Here is a 20,699-nt window from a genome sequence, read left to right on the forward strand (position 1 = left end):
AGAGCTTGTCGCGCCCCCCTGCCCTCGCTACCCTGACCGGGCACTCCAGCGCTTCCCGACCCCGGCGACGATTCCCCCCGTCGGCACCCGGGGCCCGCGCGCTCCAACCTGGTCCGGCATGTCCAACTCCCGCTTCGTACATCTCCACGTCCACACCGAGTTCTCGCTGGCGGACTCGACCATCCGTGTGCCGGCCAAGCCGGACCAGGCCGACCCGAAAAAGGCCAAGCAGGCCAACCTGCTGTCGCGCTCGGTGGAACTCGGCCTGCCCGCGCTGGCGGTGACCGACCTCAACAACCTGTTCGCCCTGGTCAAGTTCTACAAGGCGGCCGAAGGCGTGGGCATCAAGCCGATCGCCGGTGCCGACGTGCTGATCGCCGAGGAAGGACAGGACCCGTGGCGGATGACCCTGCTGTGCCGCGACCGCGAGGGCTACCTGAGCCTGTCGCGGTTGCTGACCCGCGCCTGGATGGAAGGCCATCGCCCGGAAGGCGGCGTGGCCATCCACCCGGACTGGCTGAAGGCTGGCAATGCCAACCTGTTCGCGCTGGCCGGCCGGCAGAGCCTGGCCGGGCGCCTGGCGCTGGACGGCAAGCATGAGCTGGCCGAGCAGCAGCTGGCCGACTGGCAGCGCGTGTTCGGCGATGGCCTGCACCTGGAACTGACCCGTACCGGCCGCGAGGGCGAGGAAACCTTCAACCAGTTCGCGCTGATGGCGGCCGGCCAGCGTGGCCTGCCGGTGGTGGCCAGCAACGACGTGCGGTTCCTGTCGCCGACCGATTTCAGCGCGCACGAAGCGCGCGTGTGCATTTCCACCGGGCGCGTGCTGGACGACCCCAAGCGCCCGCGCGAGTACAGCGACCAGCAGTACCTGAAGTCGGCCGAGGAGATGTGCGCGCTGTTCGCCGACATCCCCGATGCGATCGACAACACGCTGGCGCTGGCCGAGCGCTGCAACATCGAGATGCGGCTGGGCACCTACTTCCTGCCCAACTACCCGGTGCCCGACGACGAGACCCTGGACACCTGGATCCAGAAGATGTCCCGCGACGGCCTGGAAGAGCGCCTGGAGAAGAATCCGCTGGCGCCGGGCAAGACCCGCGAAGAGTACTTCGAACGCCTGGAATTCGAGCTCAACACCATCATCAAGATGGGCTTCCCGGGCTACTTCCTGATCGTGGCCGACTTCATCCAGTGGGGCAAGAACCAGGGCATCCCGATCGGCCCGGGCCGTGGTTCGGGTGCCGGTTCACTGGTGGCGTGGGCGCTGAAGATCACCGATCTGGACCCGCTGCCGTACAACCTGCTGTTCGAGCGCTTCCTGAACCCGGAACGCGTGTCGATGCCCGACTTCGACATCGACTTCTGCATGGACCGCCGTGACGAGGTGATCGACTACGTCGCGCGCAAGTACGGGCGCGAGCGCGTCAGCCAGATCATCACCTACGGCACCATGGCCGCCAAGGCGGTGGTGCGCGACTCCGGCCGCGTGCTCGGTTTCCCGTACGGCCTGGTCGACGGCGTCTCCAAGCTGATCCCGAACATCCTCGGCATCCACCTGAAGGATGCGCTGGGCAAGGGCAAGGAAGGCCCCAGCTCGGAAATGGCCTCGCCGGAGCTGATCCAGCGCTACGAGACCGAGGATGATGTCCGCGACCTGATCGACCTGGCGCTGCAGCTGGAAGACCTGACCCGCAACGCCGGCAAGCACGCCGGTGGCGTGGTGATCGGGCCCGAGCCGCTGAGCGAGTTCTGCCCGCTGTACGCCGAACACGACGAGAACGGCCTGGGCAAGAATCCGGTCACCCAGTTCGACAAGAACGACGTGGAAGAAGTGGGCCTGGTGAAGTTCGACTTCCTCGGCCTGCGCACGCTGACCATCATCGACTGGGCGGTGAAGGCGATCAACAAGCGCCACGAACGCGCGGGTATTCCGCCGGTGGACATCGCCGCGATTCCGCTGGACGACACGCCCACCTACAAGGACATCTTCGCCAACGGCAACACCGGCGCGGTGTTCCAGTTCGAATCCTCGGGCATGCGCCGCCTGCTGAAGGACGCGCGCCCCGACCGTTTCGAAGACCTGATCGCACTGGTGTCGCTGTACCGCCCCGGCCCGATGGACCTGATTCCTTCGTTCAACGCGCGTAAGCACGGCCAGGAAGAAATCATCTATCCCGATCCGCGCACCGAAGCCATCCTGAAAGACACCTACGGCATCATGGTGTACCAGGAGCAGGTGATGCAGATGGCGCAGATCGTCGGCGGCTACTCGCTGGGCGGCGCCGACCTGCTGCGCCGTGCGATGGGCAAGAAGGTGCCGGCCGAAATGGCCAAGCACCGCGAGATCTTCCGCGAAGGTGCGGCCAAGGACGGCGTGGACGAAGCCAAGGCCGATGCGATCTTCGACCTGATGGAAAAGTTCGCCGGCTACGGCTTCAACAAGTCGCACGCCGCCGCCTACGCGCTGGTCAGCTACCAGACCGCGTGGTTGAAGCGCCATTACCCGGCCGAGTTCATGGCCGCGACGCTGTCGTCCGACCTGGACAACACCGACAAGGTGGTCGGCTTCCTCGACGAAGTACGCAACCTCGGCCTGACCGTGCTGCCGCCGAAGGTGAACCAGTCGGCCTTCATGTTCGAAGCGGTCACCCCGGACACCATCCAGTACGGCCTGGGCGCGATCAAGGGCGTTGGCCAGGGGGCCTGCGAAGCGGTGGTGGACGAGCGCCTGAAAGGCGGCGAGTACAAGGACCTGCTCGACTTCTGCACCCGCGTCGGCTCGGCCAAGCTCAACCGGCGCACGCTGGAAGCGATGATCAACTGCGGTGCGCTGGACGAGCTCGGCCGCAATCGTGCATCGCTGATGTTGCAGTTGCCGGAGGTGATCAAGGCCACCGACCAGATGGCGCGCGAGCGTGCGTCCGGGCAGAACTCGCTGTTCGGCGGGCCCGACCCGAGCACCGTGTCGATCCAGCTGGACCTGCCCGAGGCCGAGGAATGGCCGTTGCTGCAGCGCCTGAACGGCGAGCGCGACACGCTGGGCTTCTACCTGAGCGGCCATCCATTCGACCCCTGGCGTGACGATGTGCGCGACCTGGTCGGCAACGATCTGGGCTCGGTGGAGAAGATCTGGAGCGCCAACAGCGGTGGCGGCGGTGGCGGCGAAAAGCGCTGGCGACCGGAAGTGCAGACCGTGCTGGCCGGCCAGGTGGTGGGCGTGCGCCGCAAGGGCGAAAGCCAGATCTTCATCCAGCTGGAAGATGGCCGTGGCCGCGTCGAGTGCAGCGCGTTCTCCGATGCGATGGCCGAGTTCGGCCACCTGATGACCAAGGACCGCATCCTGGTGGTCAAGGGTGGCCTGCGCGAGGACGAGTTCAACGGCGGCTATGCATTGCGCATCCGCCAGTGCTGGGACTTCGACGAAGTCTGCGCCAACTACGCCACGCGGCTGTCACTGCGCCTGGACCTGCGCCAGCAGCGCCCGGTCTGGGAGCGCATCGACGCCCTGCTCGACCGCCACCGCCCCGGGCGTACCCCTCTGCGCCTGGACCTGCTGCTGAAGGGCCCGCAGGGTGGCGTCGCCGGCATGCTCGATGTCTCCGGGCAGAGCGCGGTGCGCATCGACTCCAAGTTGATGGAGGCGCTGCGCGCCGACCCGGCCGTGCGCACGCTGAAAGTGCGCTACAGCCCGCCGTGGGCCAGCTGAGGCTGGCTCTCTGGTTTTCCTGCCTCCCCTGTTTCCCCGTTCCAAGTATCAAGGACGATTGCCGATGAAGACCCTGCTGTTCCCGTTCGCTGCCGCTCTGGCCCTGGCCGCCTGCTCGCCGTCGAAGATCGAGTTCCAGATCGACAACCCGACCGACATGCCGCTGGCGCTGAGCATCGATGGCAAGGACCTGCCGGTGGCCGCACAGGGTTCGCGCCCGATCTCGCTCGCCGTCGGTGAGCACCGCCTGCACACCGACAAACTGGGCGATGTGCGCTTCATCGTCTACGTCGATGGCCGCGGCGGACTGATCAACCCGACCCTGAGCGAGTACGTGGTCGCCCGCGAGATCTACGTCACCGACGAGAGCAAGCTGAAGAACTTCGGCACCGGCAAGGCCGGCATCGAGCTGGGTGGCGTCGACTTCGAAGGCCCGTTCGAGAAGCACCACGAACTGTTCATCGACAAGACCTGGACCTACGGCGTGCGCGAGCCCTTCCCGAAGGAGAAGGTGGTGGCCCACGTCGATTCCAGCGGCGGCCAGATCGTGGCCAAGGTGTTCACCGCGCCGGACTTCATCGCCTACGTCGAAGAAGGCATGGGCGAGCCGGGTGCGTTCAAGCGCGAGCAGCCGGCCGGCTACGTGGCCCCGGCATACCGCCTGGAACCGGCCCCGGCCAGCCTGCCGGTGCTGGTCCCGGCCTTCGAGACCCACGCCGCGCCGCTGCGCGAGGTCTATGCGCGCTGGCTGAAGGCCACCACCGCCGATGAACAGAAGGCCCTGCGCAAGCAGGACTTCGCCGCACAGATGGCCTTCACCTCGGCCACCGCCACGCTGGGCAGCGGGCTGGGCCGGGACGCCAACGAGGCCTACAACGACTTCGTCTCCCAGCGCAGCCAGCTGATGGGCCGCAGCGCCCTGGTGGTGCCCTGAGCTGACTGGCGCGCCCTGCCCGGCTGCGCTACCGTCGCCTTCCAGACGAGGGCGTACGGGTGGTTTGCACGCATTCGGCTAGAATTCCCCTCTTCTTTACACGACGGCTTCCGATGAATCCGAACTACCTCGACTTCGAGCAACCCATCGCCGACCTGGAAGCCAAGATCCAGGAACTGCGCAACGCCAGTGCCGGGCCGGCGGTCAATGTCGAGGCGGAAGTGCACGCGCTGCAGGACAAGCTGCGCATGCGCACCGCGCAGATCTTCCGCAACCTGACCTCGTGGCAGGTGCTGCAGCTGGCCCGCCACCCGTCGCGGCCGTACACCGCCGACTACCTGCGCATCATCTGCGATGAGTTCCAGGAACTGGCCGGTGACCGTGCCTTCGCCGACGACAAGGCCATCATGGGCGGCCTGGCCCGCATCAATGGCCGTTCGGTGATGGTGATCGGCCACCAGAAGGGCCGCGACACCAAGGAAAAGATCAAGCGCAACTTCGGCATGCCCAAGCCGGAGGGCTACCGCAAGGCCCTGCGCCTGATGAAGATGGCCGAGCGCTTCGGCCTGCCGGTGCTGACCCTGATCGACACCGCCGGCGCCTGGCCGGGCATCGACGCCGAATCGCGCGGCCAGTCCGAAGCGATCGCACGCAACCTGATCGAGATGGCCGAACTGAAGGTGCCGATCATCTGCACCGTGATCGGTGAAGGCGGCTCCGGCGGCGCGCTGGCGCTGGGCGTAGGCGACCGCACCGTAATGCTGGAGTACTCGGTGTACTCGACCATCACCCCGGAAGGCTGCGCCTCGATCCTGTGGAAGGATGCCGGCAAGGCCAAGGATGCCGCCGAGCAGCTGGGCCTGACCGCCCCGCGCCTGAAGAGCCTGGGCCTGGTCGACAAGGTCGTGCGCGAGCCCACCGGTGGCGCCCACCGCAACCCGACGCAGATGGCCAAGCGCCTGAAGGCCGTGCTGCTGAACGAGCTGGACGCGCTGGACAAGCTGTCCACCGAGCAGCTGCTGGAGCAGCGCTACACCCGCCTGCGCAGCTACGGCACGTACGAAGCAGCGTAATCGCTACCTGACGTCGGACAAAGAAAAAGCCGGGCAGATGCCCGGCTTTTTTGTCTGTACCTCGCACAGCATCTACGCATAGCGTGAATTCACTGGGTGCAGCTGCGGCCGTTGATGTTCGGGCCCGCCATGAGCGAGCCGAGCATCGCAGGGGAATCAGGGGCGAAGAGGCGCCGGTGTCTGAGCGCAGCGAGTTCGGCGCCGTCCCCTGATTCACCGAGAAGCACAGGGAACCGGTGCGCAGCACCGGCTCGCGTTCGGCGGCGTGTTCTTTGGTTACTTTCTTGCACGAGCAAGAAAGTGACATGTTCGAACGCCCGGGATCTCAGAACGGCTTTGCCAGCACCAGCCACACGATCGGGATGAACGCCAGCAGCGGGATCTCGTTGATCCAGCGCAGCGCGCGCGACGACGGCAGTGCGCGGCCCTTGGCCACGCCCTTCAGCAGCCGCCCGATCCAGATGAAATACACCAGCAGCACCACCACCAGCCCCAGCTTGGCGTGCAGCCAACCGGCGCCACCGGGCGCGACCATGGTCGGGAAATCCGGAATGACCTTGTATCCCAGCCAGAGCACCAGGCCCAGCAGGAAGGCCAGCCCGAACATCGAATGGCCGAAACGGTACAGGCGCAGGCCCATCAGCTGCAGGCGCTCGGTCACTGCTGGTTGCCCCGCCGTCTCGGCCAGATTCACCAGGATGCGCGGCAGGTAGAACACCGTCGCCATCCAGGCCACCACGAACACGATGTGGAAGGTCTTCACCCAGTAGTAGCTCTGCATGCGCTCGCTCCGGCGGCTGGCGTAGGTTGGCGGCTATTCTCGCATGCCGTGGCAAAGCCACTGCAGGCACGCATGCCGCGACACATCGACGCATGGCGCGTCGCAACACCGTACGATAGGCGCCGTTTTCCCCGACCGTGCACCGCCCCATGGACAAGACCTACGACGCCGCCTACTTCCAGCGCTGGTACCGCCGCGCCGACATCGGCGGCAGCGCCCGCCTGGCGCGCAAGGTCGCCCTGGCCGTTGCCAGCGCCGAGTACTACCTGGAACGACCGATCCGCAGCGTGCTGGACATCGGCTGCGGCGAAGGCGCCTGGCGCGCGCCGCTGCTGAAGCTGCGTCCGAAGGTCGAATACCTCGGCTTCGACAGCAGCGAGTACGCTGTGCGCCGCTACGGCCGCACCCGCAACCTGCACCTGGCCAGCTTCGGCGACTTCGCCTGGCTGCGGCCCTGCGCCCCGGTCGATCTGCTGGTGTGTTCGGACGTGATGCACTACGTGCCCGACCGCGAACTGCGTGCCGGCCTGGCCGGCGTGGCGGAACTGACCGGCGGCGTGGCCTTCCTGGAGACCTTCGCCGCCGAGGACGCGTTCGAGGGCGACCACGAGGGTTTCCAGGCCCGCCCGGCGCGCTGGTACCGCCGGACGCTGGCCCGGCACGGCCTGCAGCCGGTAGGGTCGCACTGCTGGCTCGGCCCCGCCCTGGCAGGCGATGCGGCTGCGCTGGAACGGATGTGAATCCGGATTCATTATTTTCAGCCGACTTAACCTGCGGGACACCCGGATGGGATATGCTGCGCGGCAACATATGACCATACATATTCGGTCGTCATGCTCTATCAACTGCACGAACTGACCCGCAACCTGCTCGCCCCCTGGGTGCACCAGGCCCAGGCCAACGCCAAATTCTTCGCCAACCAGGGCCACTGGTGGTCGCAGATGCCGGGCGCTGATCGCCTGGCGGCGGTCAATGAGCTCTTCCATCGCATCGGCAAGGATTACGAGAAGCCCGAGTGGGGCATCAACGAAATCGACGTCGATGGCGAGCGCGTGCCGATCGTCGTGCACGAGGAAGTGAGCAAGCCGTTCTGCAAGCTGCTGCGCTTCAAGCGCCACAGCAATGAAGCCGACCAGCTGCACACCATGCTCAACCAGCCGTTCGTGCTGGTGGTGGCGCCGCTGTCCGGCCACCACGCCACGCTGCTGCGCGATACCGTGCGCACGCTGCTGCGCGACCACCGCGTGTACGTTACCGACTGGGTGGATGCGCGCATGGTGCCGGCCAGCGAAGGCGAGTTCGGCCTGGACGACTACATCGCCTACATCCAGGAATTCATCCGCCACCTCGGCGTCGAGCGCCTGCACGTGGTGAGCGTGTGCCAGCCGACCGTACCGGTGCTGGCGGCGGTTTCGCTGATGGCCAGCCGAGGCGAGCCGACCCCGCGCACGCTGGTGATGATGGGCGGCCCGATCGACGCACGCTGCAGCCCCACCGCGGTGAACAACCTGGCCACGCAGAACCCGCTGTCGTGGTTCGAGAACAACGTCATCCACACCGTGCCGGCCAGCTATCCCGGCGCCGGTCGCCGCGTGTACCCGGGCTTCCTGCAGCACGCCGGCTTCCTGTCGATGAACCCCAGCCGCCACTTCAGCTCGCACTGGGATTTCTACACCGACCTGGTCAAGGGCGACCTGGAAGACGCCGACGCGCACCGTCGTTTCTACGACGAGTACAACGCGGTGCTGGACATGCCGGCCAAGTACTACCTGGACACGATTTCCGTGGTGTTCCAGGACTTCCTGCTGCCGCGCGGCGAGTGGGTGGTCAACGGCGAGAAGGTCGATCCGTCGGCCATCCGCGATACCGCGCTGCTGAGCATCGAAGGCGAACTGGACGACATCGCCGGCCTTGGCCAGACCGAAGCCGCGCAGGCACTGTGCACCGGCATCGACGCTGATCGCCGCGAGCATTTCATCGTCGAAGGTGCCGGCCACTACGGCATCTTCAGCGGCCGTCGCTGGCGCGAAGTGGTGTATCCGAAGGTGCGCGACTTCTTCGCCGCGCATGCCGAAGCACCGGCGGCGAAGGCCACGAAGAAGAAGAGCAACGTCACTCCGCTGCGCCGCAAGGCGGGGTAATGCCCCGCCCGACCCGGGGTCGGATCCCTTTCCAACGGAAAGGGCTCTGACCCCAGCACGATCGGATCCGGGGTCAGAGCCCTGTTCTGCGAAAAGGGATCCGACCCCTGACCACTTACAACCGCACCAGCAGGTTCTTGGCGATCAGCCCGTGCAGCTTGCCGATGCCGCGTGCCAGGTGCATCGTCAGCAGCAGCAGAAGCGCTCCCGCCGCGGCGACCGCGATCGCCACCAGCGGCGAGGCCGCCATCGGCAGTACATTCACGCCATCGACGTACACGCCCGGAATCTCGCCGCTGAAGATCGCCGCGACCGGCGCCCAGATCAGGCCCAGCGACAGCGACAGCAGCGTCACCGCGATGGTGAAGTAGATGACGCCCAACGGCAGCATCAGCACGAAGTAAAGCAGCGTCAGCCAGGTGCGGCCGTCGATGAACATGTCGCCGATGCGCTGCAGCCATGTGCGGCTGCGGTCGGTGTAACGCGGACGCCGCGGCATGCGCTCGCCCAGCAGCGCTTCCACCAGCCGCCCTTCCAGCAACGCCAGCCCGCGCACCGAGCCGAAGAACAGCACGGTCAGCGGGATGCCGATGATCAGGATCAGCAGGCCCAGCGACAGCGACAGGCCGGTCACCACCCAGGTGAAGAAGAAGATGCCGGTGGCCAGCGACAGCAGCATGTAGAACAGCGCGCCATAGGTGTGCGGATCAGCCACCACGCCGAAAAAGCGGGCCAGCAGCGAGCGCTGTACCGGCGCCGGTGGCGGCGCGGCCGGCTCGACACCACTGGCTTCGGCCGCCGCACGCAGCACCGGCGCGGTATCCGCACGCGGCGTACGCAGCGCGCGGTTTACCGTCACTTCGGTCTCGCGGTAGATCTCGGCCACTTCGTCCGGCGCGCCGTAGCTGCCGGCAACGTCGGCGATCACCTCGGCCTCGCTGCGGCCCGGCTGCGCCGCCAGTTCCGAGCGCAGGTATTCCTCGGCGTCGTACAGCGCGTCCTGCACCATCGCCGGGTCGGCGCCTTCCAGCGCCGCGCGCAGTTGCGCCAGATACTGCGGGATGGTGGTCGGCAGGGCTCGGCCTGCCAGGCTCGGGTCGTTCATTGTGGTACCCCCTCCAACACGGAATCGACGGAATCGCGGGTGGCCTGCCAGGCCTGGCGCCACTGCGCCAGCACTTCACGGCCACGTTCATTGATGCGGTAGTAGCGCCGCGGCGGGCCGCTGCTGGACGGCTCCACGTGGCTTTCCAGCAGGCCGGCGCCCTCCAGGTTGCGCAGCACCGGGTAAAGCGCGCTCTGCTTGCCGCTCAGCACGCCCTCGCCCACCCGCTCCAGCTCCTTGGCGATCAGATACCCGTACAGCGGCTCGCCGGCCCGGGCCAGCACCGCCAGCAGGGCCAGCGACACCGTCCCGGCGCTGAGCTCCTTCTGGAACTTCTTCAGCTGGACATCGTCCTCGGACATGACCGGCCCTCCACTACGTTGAAGTCCACAGTAGTGCGAAGTTCGGTATAGCGAATGTGTCGTTAGTCATCGTGCCGGTTGGCGTGGCCGGGCCGCTCACGCAGAATCGAAGCCTCGTTCATGTTCCGGGGTTCCCATGCCGCACCGTCGTCGCCTTGCCCTGACCGCCCTCGCCCTGTCCTGCCTGCTGCCCGTCCTGGCCGGCGCGGCCACGCCCTACCGCAGCCCGCAGCAGATCCTCGATGCGTCAGCGGCCAGCGACTGGCGCACCCCGGACCCGGCCAACCTGCTTTACATGGACCTGCCGGCCGGGCGGGTGATCATCGAGCTGGCACCGCAGTTCGCTCCGCGCCATGTCGGCAATATCCAGACCTTCGCCCACGAGCACTTCTGGGACGGCACCAGCATCTACCGCTCACAGGACAACTTCGTGGTGCAGTTCGGCGATGCCGACGCCGATGACGCGGCCAAGGCCAAGCCGTTCGGCAGCGCCGAGCGCAAGCTGCCGGCCGAGTTCGAACGTGCCAGCACCGGACTGAAGGTGAGCGTGCTGCCGGACCGCGATGGCTGGGCGGCGCAGACCGGATTCGTCGACGGTTTCCCGGTCGGCCAGGACCCGCAGGCCGGCAAGGCCTGGCTGGCGCATTGCTACGGCATGCTCGGTGCTGGCCGCAGCAACGAGGAAGACAGCAGCATCGGCGCCGAACTCTATGTGGTGACCGGTCAGTCGCCGCGCCAGCTGGACCGCAACATCACCCTGGTTGGTCGCGTGCTGAAGGGCATGGAACTGCTCAGCGCGATCCCGCGTGGGCCGGCGCCGATGGGCTTCTACACCGACCCGAAGCTGCGTACGCCGATCGTGTCGATCCGCCGTGCCAGCGACGTGCCGGTGGCCGAGCGCACGCCGATCCAGGTGCTGCGTACCGATTCGAAGACCTTCGCCGATACGGTGGAGGCGCGTCGCAATCGCGTGGACGATTTCTACAAGCGCCCGGCGGGGCATATCGATCTGTGCAATGTTCCGGTGCCGGTGCGGTGATGGTTTCCGCACGTTACGCGTGCTGAAGGCGCTTCACTGTTCAGGGGCGTCACTTTTCTTTTCGCGCGAAAAGAAAAGTAACCAAAAGAAACGCGCCGCCAGGTCGCGAGCCGCCGTGCTTCGCACGTCGGTCCCCTGCGCTTCTCGGTGAATCAGGGGACGGTGCGAGGAAGTCAGCCGACTAGCAGTCGGCTCTACAGGACATCGGCACCTCTTCGCCCCTGATTCCCCTGCGATGCTCGGCTCACTCAAGGCGGACCCAAGGTCAAGAGCCACAGCTGCACGACGATGCATGGTAGTGCCGGGCCGGGCCGGGCCCGGCGAGCGAAGCGACCGCTTCTGCCTTTGATCTTGGATCCGCCTTGAGCGAGCCGAGCACCGCAGGTCCGGCGAGGGCGAAGAGGCGCGGGTGTCTGAGCGCAGCGAGTTCCCGCGCCGTCCCTCGACGGGCCGAGGAGCGCAGGGCACCGGTGCGCAGCACCGGCTCGCGGCCGGCGGAACGTTTCTTTTGGTTACTTTTCTTTGCGTACAAAGAAAAGTAACGCCCATGAACAGTGAAGCACCTTCAGCACGCGCAACGCGCAAAACGCCAATTCCTCAGCCCTTCTGACTCACCGCCACGCTACCCAGAATCAGCACACCGGCAATCAGCATCTGCACCGTCACCGCCTCACCCAGGAACAACCACGCAAACGCCGCGCCGAACAGCGGAATCAGGTAGGTCACCGTCGACGCGCGCGACGGGCCGATACGCCCGATCAGGCGATAGAACATCAGGAACGCCAGCCCGGTGCAGGCTACGCCCAAGGCGATCGCCGCGCCCCAGGCCTTCAGCGGAATCGCCGCCTGAGGCCAGTGGCTGACCGCCATCGGCAGCATCCAAAGCGAGGCACACGACAGCGTGGCTGCCGCAGCCGCCGCCGACGGCAGGCCGGTCATGTGCCGCTTCACCAGGTTCACTCCCAGGCCATACAGCAACGACGCTGCAGCGCCTGCGATCACCGCGGTACCGATGCTCAGGCCGGAAACCTTGGCCGTGGCCAGCACCACCACGCCAGCGAAGCCGACCAGCAGTGCGCCGGCACGACGCATGCCGATCTTCTCGCCGAAGAACAGGAAGGCGATCAGCGCGGCGAACAGCACGGTCATCGCATTGCAGATCGCACCGATCGCGGCCGGCGCCTGCTCGGCGGCATAGGCAAACAGCACGAACGGCAGCGCCGAGTTGATCAGGCCGATCGGCGCCAGCCACAGCCAGCGCCGCGGCGGGAACTGCGCCCGCGCGCGCCACAGGAACGGCAGCAGCACCAGCGCGCCCAGCACCAGCCGCACCTCGACCAGCGCGAACGGGCCGAACGACGGCACCGCCACGCGCATGAACAGGAACGAGCAGCCCCAGATGGCGCCCAACAGAGTCAACTCCAGCGGTGTGCGCCAGTCGCGCTCGGCCGCCTGTGGGACCGCATTCATGCCCTGCCTCCGTCCATCGTCTGTTCCTCGCCAAGGCAGACAGGATCGGGCGCAGACGCCCGCCGCACAAGCGCGTAGTATCGCTGCCAGCCACAAATATGGTTTGAGGCTCAACATGCAGCTACGCCCTTCCCTGCTCCCCGCGCTGGCCGTGTTCGCGGTTGCCGCGCGTCACCAGAATTTCGCCCAGGCCGCGCAGGAACTGCACCTGACCGCCAGCGCGGTCAGCCACCATGTGCGCCGGCTGGAAGAGGTGCTGGAAACCCGGCTGTTCCTGCGCCACGCCCGCGGCGTGCGTCTGACTGCCGAGGGCCGGCAGCTGGCCGACGCCGCCAGCGCCGCCTTCTCCGATGTCGCGGCCGTCGCCCATCACCTGCAGCCGGATGCGGACAGCGTGCCGTTGCGGATCACCACGCTGCGCTCGCTTTCCTACTGCTGGCTGCTGCCGCGACTGCCACGCTTCACCCAGGCCCATCCGCACATCCGCATCGAGCTGCATACCGGCAGCGGTCTTGACCGCTACGACGATAACGGTCCGGAGGTCGGCATCCGTTACGGACTGGGCCAGTGGCCCGGCCTGCACGCGCAGCATCTGATGGACGACTATCTGTTCCCGGTGGCCTCACCCGCACTGGCCGGCGTCGAAACCCTGGACGACCCGGCGCGCATCGCCGAGCTGCCGCTGCTGACCGACCTGTCGCCGCAGGGGTGGCGCGACTGGTTCCGCCATGCCGGCGTGCGCCCGCCCTCACCGCTGCCACCGATGCACACCTTTGCCGACAGTACCGATGCGATGCGCGCGGCGGTGTATGGCATGGGCGCGGTGCTGGCACGCACCCACGTCGCCCAGCCCTACCTGCAGCGCTATGAAGTGGTGCGCCTGCCCGGCCCTGCGCTGAAGGCCCGTTACGCCTACTACGTGGTGCATGCCGAAGGGCAGCCGCCGAGCCCTGCGGCACGCCTGTTCATCGACTGGCTGCTGGAGCAGGCGCAGGACGAGCGCACACCGATTCCCGCGCTGCCGGGCAGTCTGTTGGGGCGCCCGGCCACGCGCGGCTGACTGCGCCCTCACCCGCTCTTTGCTTCGTGCTGGCTAGGCTGCAGTCGAACCCTTCCACGTGCCCCTGACATGAGCCTGCTGCGACTGCGCATCACCGGAACCGAAGACGACGCCCGCGCCATCAGCGATCTGCTGCTCGGCCTGGAGGGCATCGAGCATGTCGAGGAAACCGACGACCTGATGCCGCACATGGACGACGACGACTCCAGTTCGGCCGGACTGTCCGATGACATCGGTCCGGGCATCCACGAACTGGAAGTGGAAGTCGGCAACGAAAGCACCGCGCAGAAGGTACGCGATGCGGTGCAGGAACTGGCACTGGAACTCGATGTGTTCATCGAGTACGAGACCGACGAGGGGTGAGCTTCGCCGGGCATGGCCCGGCGCTGCCTTCCACCTGTCCGGTAGCGCCGGTCGACGACCGGCCGGCGCATCGTTCGATCAGGCCTTGCGACGGCGGCGGCGCCACCACGCCCGCACACCCCATCCTGCAGTCAACGCCAGTACCGCGACCGGCAGCAATGCGGCCGCCGCACGGATCAGGAACGCGACACTGGTGCTGAGAATGCTGCCCGATTCGCTCAGTGCTTCGCCGATCTCGCTGCGGCTGCGCTGCCCCGAGGTGGTGCCGAAGTGCATCGTCACCAGCTGGGTATCAATGCGTCGGCGCTGCTGCGCTGAATCCTTGTTGGCCTGCTCGACGCCCGCCTCGATCTCCGACAGGCGCGTGGTGATCGCCATCAGGTCTTCGATCTTGAGATCCTTGCGATCCTGGTAGGACAGCAGCCGCGCGTGTTCCTTCTCCAGCCGCGCCTTGGTCAAGGCCGTGTCCGCCACCTGCTGTGCGAGGTCTTCGGCGCGCGTGCTGCGCGATTGCAGCTTGCCGCCTTCACCCGCCATCGTGATCAGCGGCTCGGTGCCCTTCGGTGCAATGCGGACCTTGACCTCGCCGCTGGGCTGCTCGCCACTGCGCTGATCAACCTGCAGCACCGCACAATCCCCGAACTTCGCGCTTTGGCAGGCCTGCGCCACCTGCTGGATGCGTGGTGCGATCTGCGCAGCGTCCAGCTGGATCTGCACGTCATGCTCGTAGGCCAGGAACGCACCTTCCGGCGAAGCGACCGCGGCTTCGGCACCGCCTCCGGCATCGGCCGCGGCGTCGCCATGCTGTCCGCACGCTGCCAGCGCCAGAAGCAGCACCGGCATCGCCACCCTGCGCATCCATGCGCGCACCGGCCTCACAGTGCGGCTCCGTCGTAGGAAACCACCGCCAACGTGGCCAGGTCCATTGCAGGCACGCAGCGCACGTTCACCGCCACCATCGGCGTACCGCTGCGCGGATCCACCGCCTCGCTGTAGGGCGCGATGCCGCATTCGCGGCAGTGGTGGTGGTCGATGTGGGCCTTGTTGAAGTGGTAGGTGGCCACGTCCGCCGGATCGGTGCTCAGCTGGAACGCTTCGCGCGGGGCGAACCACAGCAGGCTGCCGCGGCGGCGGCACATCGAGCAGTTGCAGTCGATGACATCGCTGATCGGCGCCCCGGCCTGTACGGTGAATGCGATCCTGCCGCAATGGCAGCTTCCCTGGTATTCCATGTCCTGTGCTCCGCTGGAGGGTCCGTGTCTGCGCCCATGGTAATCCTATGGCACGGGGACAAAGCAGCCCCGGGGCCCTATGCTCGGGGTTTGACCCTGTACAGGAACGCCGATGCGCCCGCATCTCCTTGCCCTCGCCCTGGTCGCCGCCCTGGCCGGTTGCCAGCCGGCCGACGCCCCGACCAACGCTTCCACCCCGGCCGCCAGCCAGCAGGCCGGTGACGCAGCGGTCGATGCTGCCTTCGCCGATCTGTCCAAGCGCGCCCTGGACACCTGGATGCAGCTTTCGCCGGTCAGCGCCACCCAGATCGGTGACCACCGCTACGACAGCGAACTGGACGACCTGAGCGCCGCCGGCCAGCAGAAGACCGTGGCCGCCTACAAGGCATTGCTGGGCGAGCTGGACAAGATCGAGGTGGCCAAGCTGGGCCGCGAGAACCAGGTGGACGCAGCGATCCTGCGCAACCAGCTGCAGTCGGAAATCTGGAACGCCGAGGTGCTGCAGTCCGGCAAGTGGGACCCGCAGCTGTACAACGGCATCGCCGGCAGCGCGATCTACGGCCTGATGGCGCGTGAATTCGCACCGCTGCCGGAGCGCCTGAAGTCGGCCACCGCGCGCATGGAGAAGCTGCCGGCGATCTTCGCCCAGGCCCGCGAGAACCTGGATCCGGCGCGCGTGCCGAAGATCCATGCCGAGACCGTGGCCAAGCAGAACAAGGGCATCCTCAGCATCGTCGATACCTTCATCACCCCGCACATCGGTGAACTGCCGCAGGCCGACCAGCAGCGCCTGCAGGCTGCCATCGACGGTCTGAAGAAAGCAGTCGACGAGCAGCAGACCTGGCTGGACAAGACCCTGGTGCCGAACGCCAAGGGTGATTTCCGCATCGGTGCGGAAAAGTACGACCAGAAGCTGAAGTTCGCGCTGAGCTCCTCGCTGTCGCGCCAGGAGATCGGTGAGCGCGCACGTGCCGAACTCAAGCGCGTGCGCGAGGACATGTACGGCATCGCGCAGACGGTGCTGAAGGACAAGCCGGGTGCGCCGGAGATGCCGGCCCAGCCGACCGACGAGCAGCAGCAGAAGGCGATCGAGGCCGCGCTGGAACTGGCCTACGCCGACAAGCCGGCACGCGACAAGGTGGTGGACGATGCCAAGGCCGCGCTGGAGCAGTCCACCGCCTTCGTGCGCGAGCACGACCTGGTGACCCTGCCCGACGCGCCGGTGGACATCATCCTGATGCCGGAATTCCAGCGTGGCGTGGCCGTGGCCTACTGCGATTCGCCGGGCCCGCTGGACAAGAACCTGAAGACCTTCTACGCCGTGTCGCCGATTCCGGACGACTGGAACGACAAGCAGGTCGAGTCGTTCCTGCGTGAGTACAACTCGCGCATGATCCACCTGCTGAGCATCCACGAAGGCACCCCGGGCCACTACCTGGAAGGCTGGCACTCGGCCAAGTTCCCCTCCACCCTGCGTGCGGTGCTGCGTTCGGGCCTGTTCGCCGAAGGCTGGGCGGTCTACACCGAGCGCATGATGCAGGAGCAGGGCTACCTCAACAACGACCCGCTGTTCCACCTGGTGCAGCTGAAGTTCTACCTGCGCACGATCTCCAACGCGATCCTCGACCAGGGCGTGCACGTGGACAACTGGGATCGCGAGAAGGCGATGCACCTGATGACCCACGACGCGTTCCAGCAGGAAAGCGAAGCCGCCGGCAAGTGGGTGCGCGCGCAGCTGACCTCGGCGCAGCTGCCGACCTACTTCGTCGGTGCGCAGGAACACTTCGACACCCGCAAGGCGGTGCAGGAGAAACTGGGCGACAAGTTCAACCTGAAGGCGTACCACGACCAGGTGCTGTCCTACGGCGCACCGCCGGTGCGCTTCGCCCGCCAGCTGATGCTGGACCAGCCGATCGAATGATCGGGGTGGCGTAAGCTGGAAGCGCAACGGCCCGGGGAGACCCGGGCCGTTTTTCTTGTTCCGCATCTCCGGATGGGCCCATCCACGCATGGCGTGGATCTACGGCACCCCATCTACGCGTGGCATGGATGTTCACGGTTTGCCAGTAGATCCACGCCATGCGTGGATGGCACTCACTTCACTGCGCGATGCAGCAGGTGATCGAACTGCACGTCACTGCATCCGTCCTGCCCGCATCCCGGCAGGGTCAGCTTCACCCGACCCGGCGGCTGAGCGTCGGTCAACGCAACCGCACCGCGCAACTGCTCGCCGGTGGGGTAGACATACACCAGCCGGTAGCGCGCTTCCCCGCTGCGCCCGCGCCAGCGCTCGAACTGCAGCAGGCCACCGATCGGCGTCTTCTCGTACTGGCCTGGCAACGTGTAGTCAGCGATTCCCAACGCAGCCAGCACGGAGCCGATGTTGGAGTCGTGGCCGACCAGCAGCGTCACCTTCGGTGACGCCGGATCCTTGAACAGCGCGTCCACCCGTGCCAGCAGCGGCGCGGCCACGTCACGGGCGACCTCGGGGGTGCCGAACAGGATGTCCTGGTAGCGGTTGCGGATCTGCGCCAGCGCCTGCCACTGCGCCTCGGTGGTCAACCGGCCCCAGCCTTCGCGCGGGATGCCACTTCCCTGGTAGTGCTCCATCAGCAGCGCATCCACCACCCCGCTGGCCAGCGCCAGTGAACCCGAAGCGCGAGGCTCGCTGCCCGGCTCCGCACTGAGGGTGGTGTCGGCCAGCATCAGATGGCAGTCGCCGCGGCCGGTACACGCCGCCGACTCCGGGTAGCGGGTGACCGCCGCCACCACCGCCAGTGCTGGCGTCAGTTGCGATGCAGCCAGCGCTTGCTGCATTGCCGACAGCGCGCGCTCGCGGAAGAGCGTGTCTCTGTTGTGGATCACCGGGTCGAACAACGGATCCATCGTGCCCAGCGGGCGGCGCTGTTCCACCGCAACATGGCAGCCTGGGAAGGCACCTGCAACGAAGAACTGTGCGGTCGCCTGGGTACGCTGCAGGCTGTTGGCGTGCGCGTGGAAGTCGCTCGGCTGCGGGCAGCCCGTTGCCGGCAGCAACTGTGCCTGCCGCAGCCATTGGCCGATGTAGCGGCCCATGTAGACCTCCAGCACGCCGCCCTTGGTGGTCAGCTCGCCCGGTGCCACCTCCCAGCGCGGCCAGGTCTCGGGTGTCGCATTGGCGAGCGCGCCGGAGGCCACCACCGGCGCGCGCAGGTTGTGGCGGCTGAGCAGGATGACCTGCTCGAGCGTGTCGCCGTGCACGGGGACTGGCGCGGCTGCCGCGGCTGAACTGACCAGGGCAAGCGCAAGCAGCAAAGGGCGTAGCGGGTGGATCATGCGGGTCTCCGGAAACACACTGGGGTCAGAGCCCTTTCCTGCGGAAAGGGATCCGACCCCAAGGGATGCATCCACGCATGGCGTGGATCTACTGATCGGCGGCAACAAACCCACCGGTCTGCCGCGCCCACAATCGCGCGTACAGGCCACCGGCGGCGATCAATTCAGCATGGCTGCCGGTCTCGACGATGCGCCCCTGGTCCATCACCACCAGCCGGTCCATGCGCGCGATGGTCGACAGCCGGTGCGCGATCGCGATCACCGTCTTGCCGCCCATCAGTTCGTCCAGACTGTCCTGGATCGCCGCTTCCACCTCCGAATCCAGCGCGGAGGTCGCTTCGTCCAGCACCAGGATCGGTGCGTCCTTCAGCAGCACGCGGGCAATGGCGATACGCTGGCGCTGGCCACCGGACAGCTTCACGCCGCGCTCGCCGACATGCGCGTCGTAGCCACGACGCCCCTGCCCGTCCACCAGCGTATCGATGAAAGCGGCCGCGCGTGCCTTGGCCACGGCCGCATGCAGCTGCTCATCGGTGGCATCCGGGCGGCCGTACAGCAGGTTGTCGCGGATCGAACGGTGCAGCAGCGAGGTGTCCTGGGTGACCACGCCGATCTGCTGGCGCAGGCTTTCCTGGGTGACATGGGCAATGTCTTGCCCATCGATCAGGATGCGACCGCTTTCCAGGTCGTACAGGCGCAGCAGGATGTTGACCAGGGTCGACTTGCCGGCGCCGGACGGACCGACCAGGCCGATCTTTTCGCCGGGCTTGACCACCAGGTCCAGGCCAGCGATCACACCGCCCTTCTTGCCGTAATGGAAATGGATGTCCTGGAAGTGCACGCCGCCACGCGTCACCTGCAGCGGCACCGCATCCTCGCGATCCTGCACGGTCAGCGGCTGGGCGATGGTGGTGATGCCGTCCTGCACCGTGCCGATGTCCTCGAAGATGCCGTTGATGGTCCACATGATCCAGCCGGACATGTTGTGGATGCGGATCACCAGGCCGGTGGCCAGGGTGATCGCGCCGACGGTGATGTGCCCGCCATTCCACAGCCACAGCGCCAGCCCACAGGTACCGGCGATCAGGAAGCCGTTGACGATGGCGATGGTCAGGTCCATGCCGGTGGTGATACGGGTCTGCGCGCGGTGCTTGACCGCCAGTTCCTGGATCGACTCGGCCACGTAAGCCTGCTCGCGCCCGCCATGGGCGAACAGCTTCAGCGTGGGAATGTTGGTGTAGCCATCGACGATGCGGCCCATCGCCTTGGAACGTGCCTCGGAAGCGATCCATGCCCGTTCCTTCGCGCGTGGAACGAAGTAGGCCAGGATCACCGCATAGGCCAGCAGCCACAGGATCAGCGGCACCATCAGCCGCCAGTCGGCCTGCGCGAACAGGTACAGCGCGGTACCGGTGTAGACCACGATGTACCAGAGCGAATCGACCATCTGCACCGCCGACTCGCGTAGCGAGGTACCGGTCTGCATCACCCGGTTGGCGACGCTGCCAGCGAAGTCGTTCTGGAAGAAACTCAGGCTCTGCCGCACCACGTAGTTGTGCATCAGCCAGCGCGAGCGGTTGCTCAGGCCGGGCACGATCGCCTGGTTGACCAGCAGGTTGTGCAGACCGACCAGGATCGGCCGCGCGATGACTGTGATGAACAGCATCCAGCCCAGTTCATTGGCGTGGCGCTTGAAGAAGTCGGCGCCCGGCTGCTCGGCGACCATGTCGACGATGCGGCCCAGGTAGTCGAACATCGCCACTTCCACCAGCGCCAGCAGCAGGCCGGCGATAAGGGTGGCCAGCAGCACCGGCCACACCGGGCGCAGGTAGTGCAGGTAGAACGGCAGCACCTTGCGCGGTGGCATGCGCCCATCCACGGGCGGGAACACCGGGATCAGGGATTCAAACCAACGGAACATCGCATTCCCTCGCCAACATTGGCCGGCGGAGTATCCCACGCCGGATGTGTACGCCAGCCGATGATCACCGCGGTTCCGGTAGTGCCGGCCGCTGGCCGGCACCCTCGCGACGCTTCCGGAGATCATCAGGTTGCCGGCCAGCGGCCGGCACTACCGATGGGATTCGTCAAACGGCAGCGCCGGGCCACGCCCGG

General features: G+C 66.8%; 17 protein-coding genes. 9 read left to right on the forward strand and 8 right to left on the reverse strand.

Annotated features, from left to right (window positions below; translation table 11 throughout):
- Positions 1–118: 118 nt before the first annotated feature.
- From dnaE to D7T59_RS11800, 3 genes are all read left to right on the forward strand, one after another.
- On the forward strand, positions 119–3,709 hold the full coding sequence (gene dnaE / locus D7T59_RS11790) for a DNA polymerase III subunit alpha (RefSeq protein WP_180852459.1): 3,591 nt from the start codon (positions 119–121) through the stop codon (positions 3,707–3,709).
- Positions 3,710–3,773: 64 nt separating this feature from the next.
- Entirely contained in the window at positions 3,774–4,643 is an 870-nt protein-coding gene (locus D7T59_RS11795) for a hypothetical protein (protein WP_180852460.1), read from the forward strand.
- Positions 4,644–4,756: 113 nt separating this feature from the next.
- Positions 4,757–5,716 carry an acetyl-CoA carboxylase carboxyltransferase subunit alpha gene (locus D7T59_RS11800; protein ID WP_180852461.1) on the forward strand — a complete coding sequence of 320 codons (960 nt, stop codon included), beginning with the start codon at positions 4,757–4,759 and terminating at the stop codon, positions 5,714–5,716.
- 325 nt (positions 5,717–6,041) lie between these two features.
- On the opposite strand, the gene D7T59_RS11805 is transcribed toward D7T59_RS11800, so the two are convergent.
- The gene (locus D7T59_RS11805) at positions 6,042–6,497 is read right to left on the reverse strand and encodes a CopD family protein (RefSeq protein WP_180852462.1); all 456 of its coding nucleotides are present in this window, start codon (positions 6,495–6,497) and stop codon (positions 6,042–6,044) included.
- A 149-nt stretch (positions 6,498–6,646) separates the two neighbouring features.
- On the opposite strand from D7T59_RS11805, the gene D7T59_RS11810 reads away from it, so the two are divergent.
- Complete coding sequence (locus D7T59_RS11810; RefSeq protein ID WP_087921982.1) at positions 6,647–7,237, forward strand: class I SAM-dependent DNA methyltransferase; 591 nt, start codon at positions 6,647–6,649, stop codon at positions 7,235–7,237.
- A gap of 93 nt (positions 7,238–7,330) precedes the next feature.
- Positions 7,331–8,638, forward strand: a complete 1,308-nt coding sequence (locus tag D7T59_RS11815) for a polyhydroxyalkanoate depolymerase (protein WP_180852463.1) — start codon at positions 7,331–7,333, stop codon at positions 8,636–8,638.
- A gap of 115 nt (positions 8,639–8,753) precedes the next feature.
- On the opposite strand, the gene D7T59_RS11820 is transcribed toward D7T59_RS11815, so the two are convergent.
- Positions 8,754–9,743 (reverse strand): sensor domain-containing protein, encoded by a 990-nt coding sequence (locus D7T59_RS11820; RefSeq protein WP_164136375.1) that lies wholly within the window; start codon positions 9,741–9,743, stop codon positions 8,754–8,756.
- Positions 9,740–10,105: a PadR family transcriptional regulator gene (locus D7T59_RS11825; protein WP_032128337.1), complete on the reverse strand. Its 366-nt coding sequence runs from the start codon at positions 10,103–10,105 to the stop codon at positions 9,740–9,742. The genes D7T59_RS11820 and D7T59_RS11825 overlap by 4 nt, the downstream gene beginning before the upstream one ends.
- Before the next feature lie 136 nt (positions 10,106–10,241).
- On the opposite strand from D7T59_RS11825, the gene D7T59_RS11830 reads away from it, so the two are divergent.
- Entirely contained in the window at positions 10,242–11,144 is a 903-nt protein-coding gene (locus D7T59_RS11830; RefSeq protein WP_164136374.1) for a peptidylprolyl isomerase, read from the forward strand.
- 597 nt (positions 11,145–11,741) lie between these two features.
- On the opposite strand, the gene D7T59_RS11835 is transcribed toward D7T59_RS11830, so the two are convergent.
- Positions 11,742–12,614: a DMT family transporter gene (locus D7T59_RS11835; protein ID WP_164138253.1), complete on the reverse strand. Its 873-nt coding sequence runs from the start codon at positions 12,612–12,614 to the stop codon at positions 11,742–11,744.
- Positions 12,615–12,729: 115 nt separating this feature from the next.
- On the opposite strand from D7T59_RS11835, the gene D7T59_RS11840 reads away from it, so the two are divergent.
- The gene (locus D7T59_RS11840) at positions 12,730–13,674 is read left to right on the forward strand and encodes a LysR substrate-binding domain-containing protein (protein WP_180852464.1); all 945 of its coding nucleotides are present in this window, start codon (positions 12,730–12,732) and stop codon (positions 13,672–13,674) included.
- A 69-nt stretch (positions 13,675–13,743) separates the two neighbouring features.
- Entirely contained in the window at positions 13,744–14,037 is a 294-nt protein-coding gene (locus tag D7T59_RS11845) for a hypothetical protein (RefSeq protein WP_106550374.1), read from the forward strand.
- A 78-nt stretch (positions 14,038–14,115) separates the two neighbouring features.
- Here the strand turns inward: D7T59_RS11845 and D7T59_RS11850 are convergent, their stop codons facing one another.
- Positions 14,116–14,880: a DUF4349 domain-containing protein gene (locus D7T59_RS11850; RefSeq protein WP_180852465.1), complete on the reverse strand. Its 765-nt coding sequence runs from the start codon at positions 14,878–14,880 to the stop codon at positions 14,116–14,118.
- A 32-nt stretch (positions 14,881–14,912) separates the two neighbouring features.
- Positions 14,913–15,269, reverse strand: coding sequence for a GFA family protein (locus D7T59_RS11855; RefSeq protein ID WP_180852466.1), 357 nt, complete (start codon positions 15,267–15,269; stop codon positions 14,913–14,915).
- A gap of 112 nt (positions 15,270–15,381) precedes the next feature.
- Here D7T59_RS11855 and D7T59_RS11860 point away from each other — a divergent pair, with 112 nt between their 5' ends.
- Positions 15,382–17,190, forward strand: coding sequence for a DUF885 domain-containing protein (locus tag D7T59_RS11860; protein ID WP_180852467.1), 1,809 nt, complete (start codon positions 15,382–15,384; stop codon positions 17,188–17,190).
- A gap of 173 nt (positions 17,191–17,363) precedes the next feature.
- Here the strand turns inward: D7T59_RS11860 and agp are convergent, their stop codons facing one another.
- Positions 17,364–18,584 carry a bifunctional glucose-1-phosphatase/inositol phosphatase gene (agp, locus tag D7T59_RS11865; RefSeq protein WP_180852468.1) on the reverse strand — a complete coding sequence of 407 codons (1,221 nt, stop codon included), beginning with the start codon at positions 18,582–18,584 and terminating at the stop codon, positions 17,364–17,366.
- Between the two features lie 88 nt (positions 18,585–18,672).
- A complete protein-coding gene (gene smrA / locus D7T59_RS11870; protein ID WP_180852469.1) occupies positions 18,673–20,505 on the reverse strand; it encodes a multidrug efflux ABC transporter SmrA in 1,833 nt (610 codons plus the stop codon).
- Between the last annotated feature and the right edge of the window lie 194 nt (positions 20,506–20,699).

Source organism: Stenotrophomonas maltophilia, assembly GCF_013464915.1.
In the GTDB taxonomy this organism is placed as follows: Bacteria; Pseudomonadota; Gammaproteobacteria; order Xanthomonadales; family Xanthomonadaceae; genus Stenotrophomonas; species Stenotrophomonas maltophilia_AT.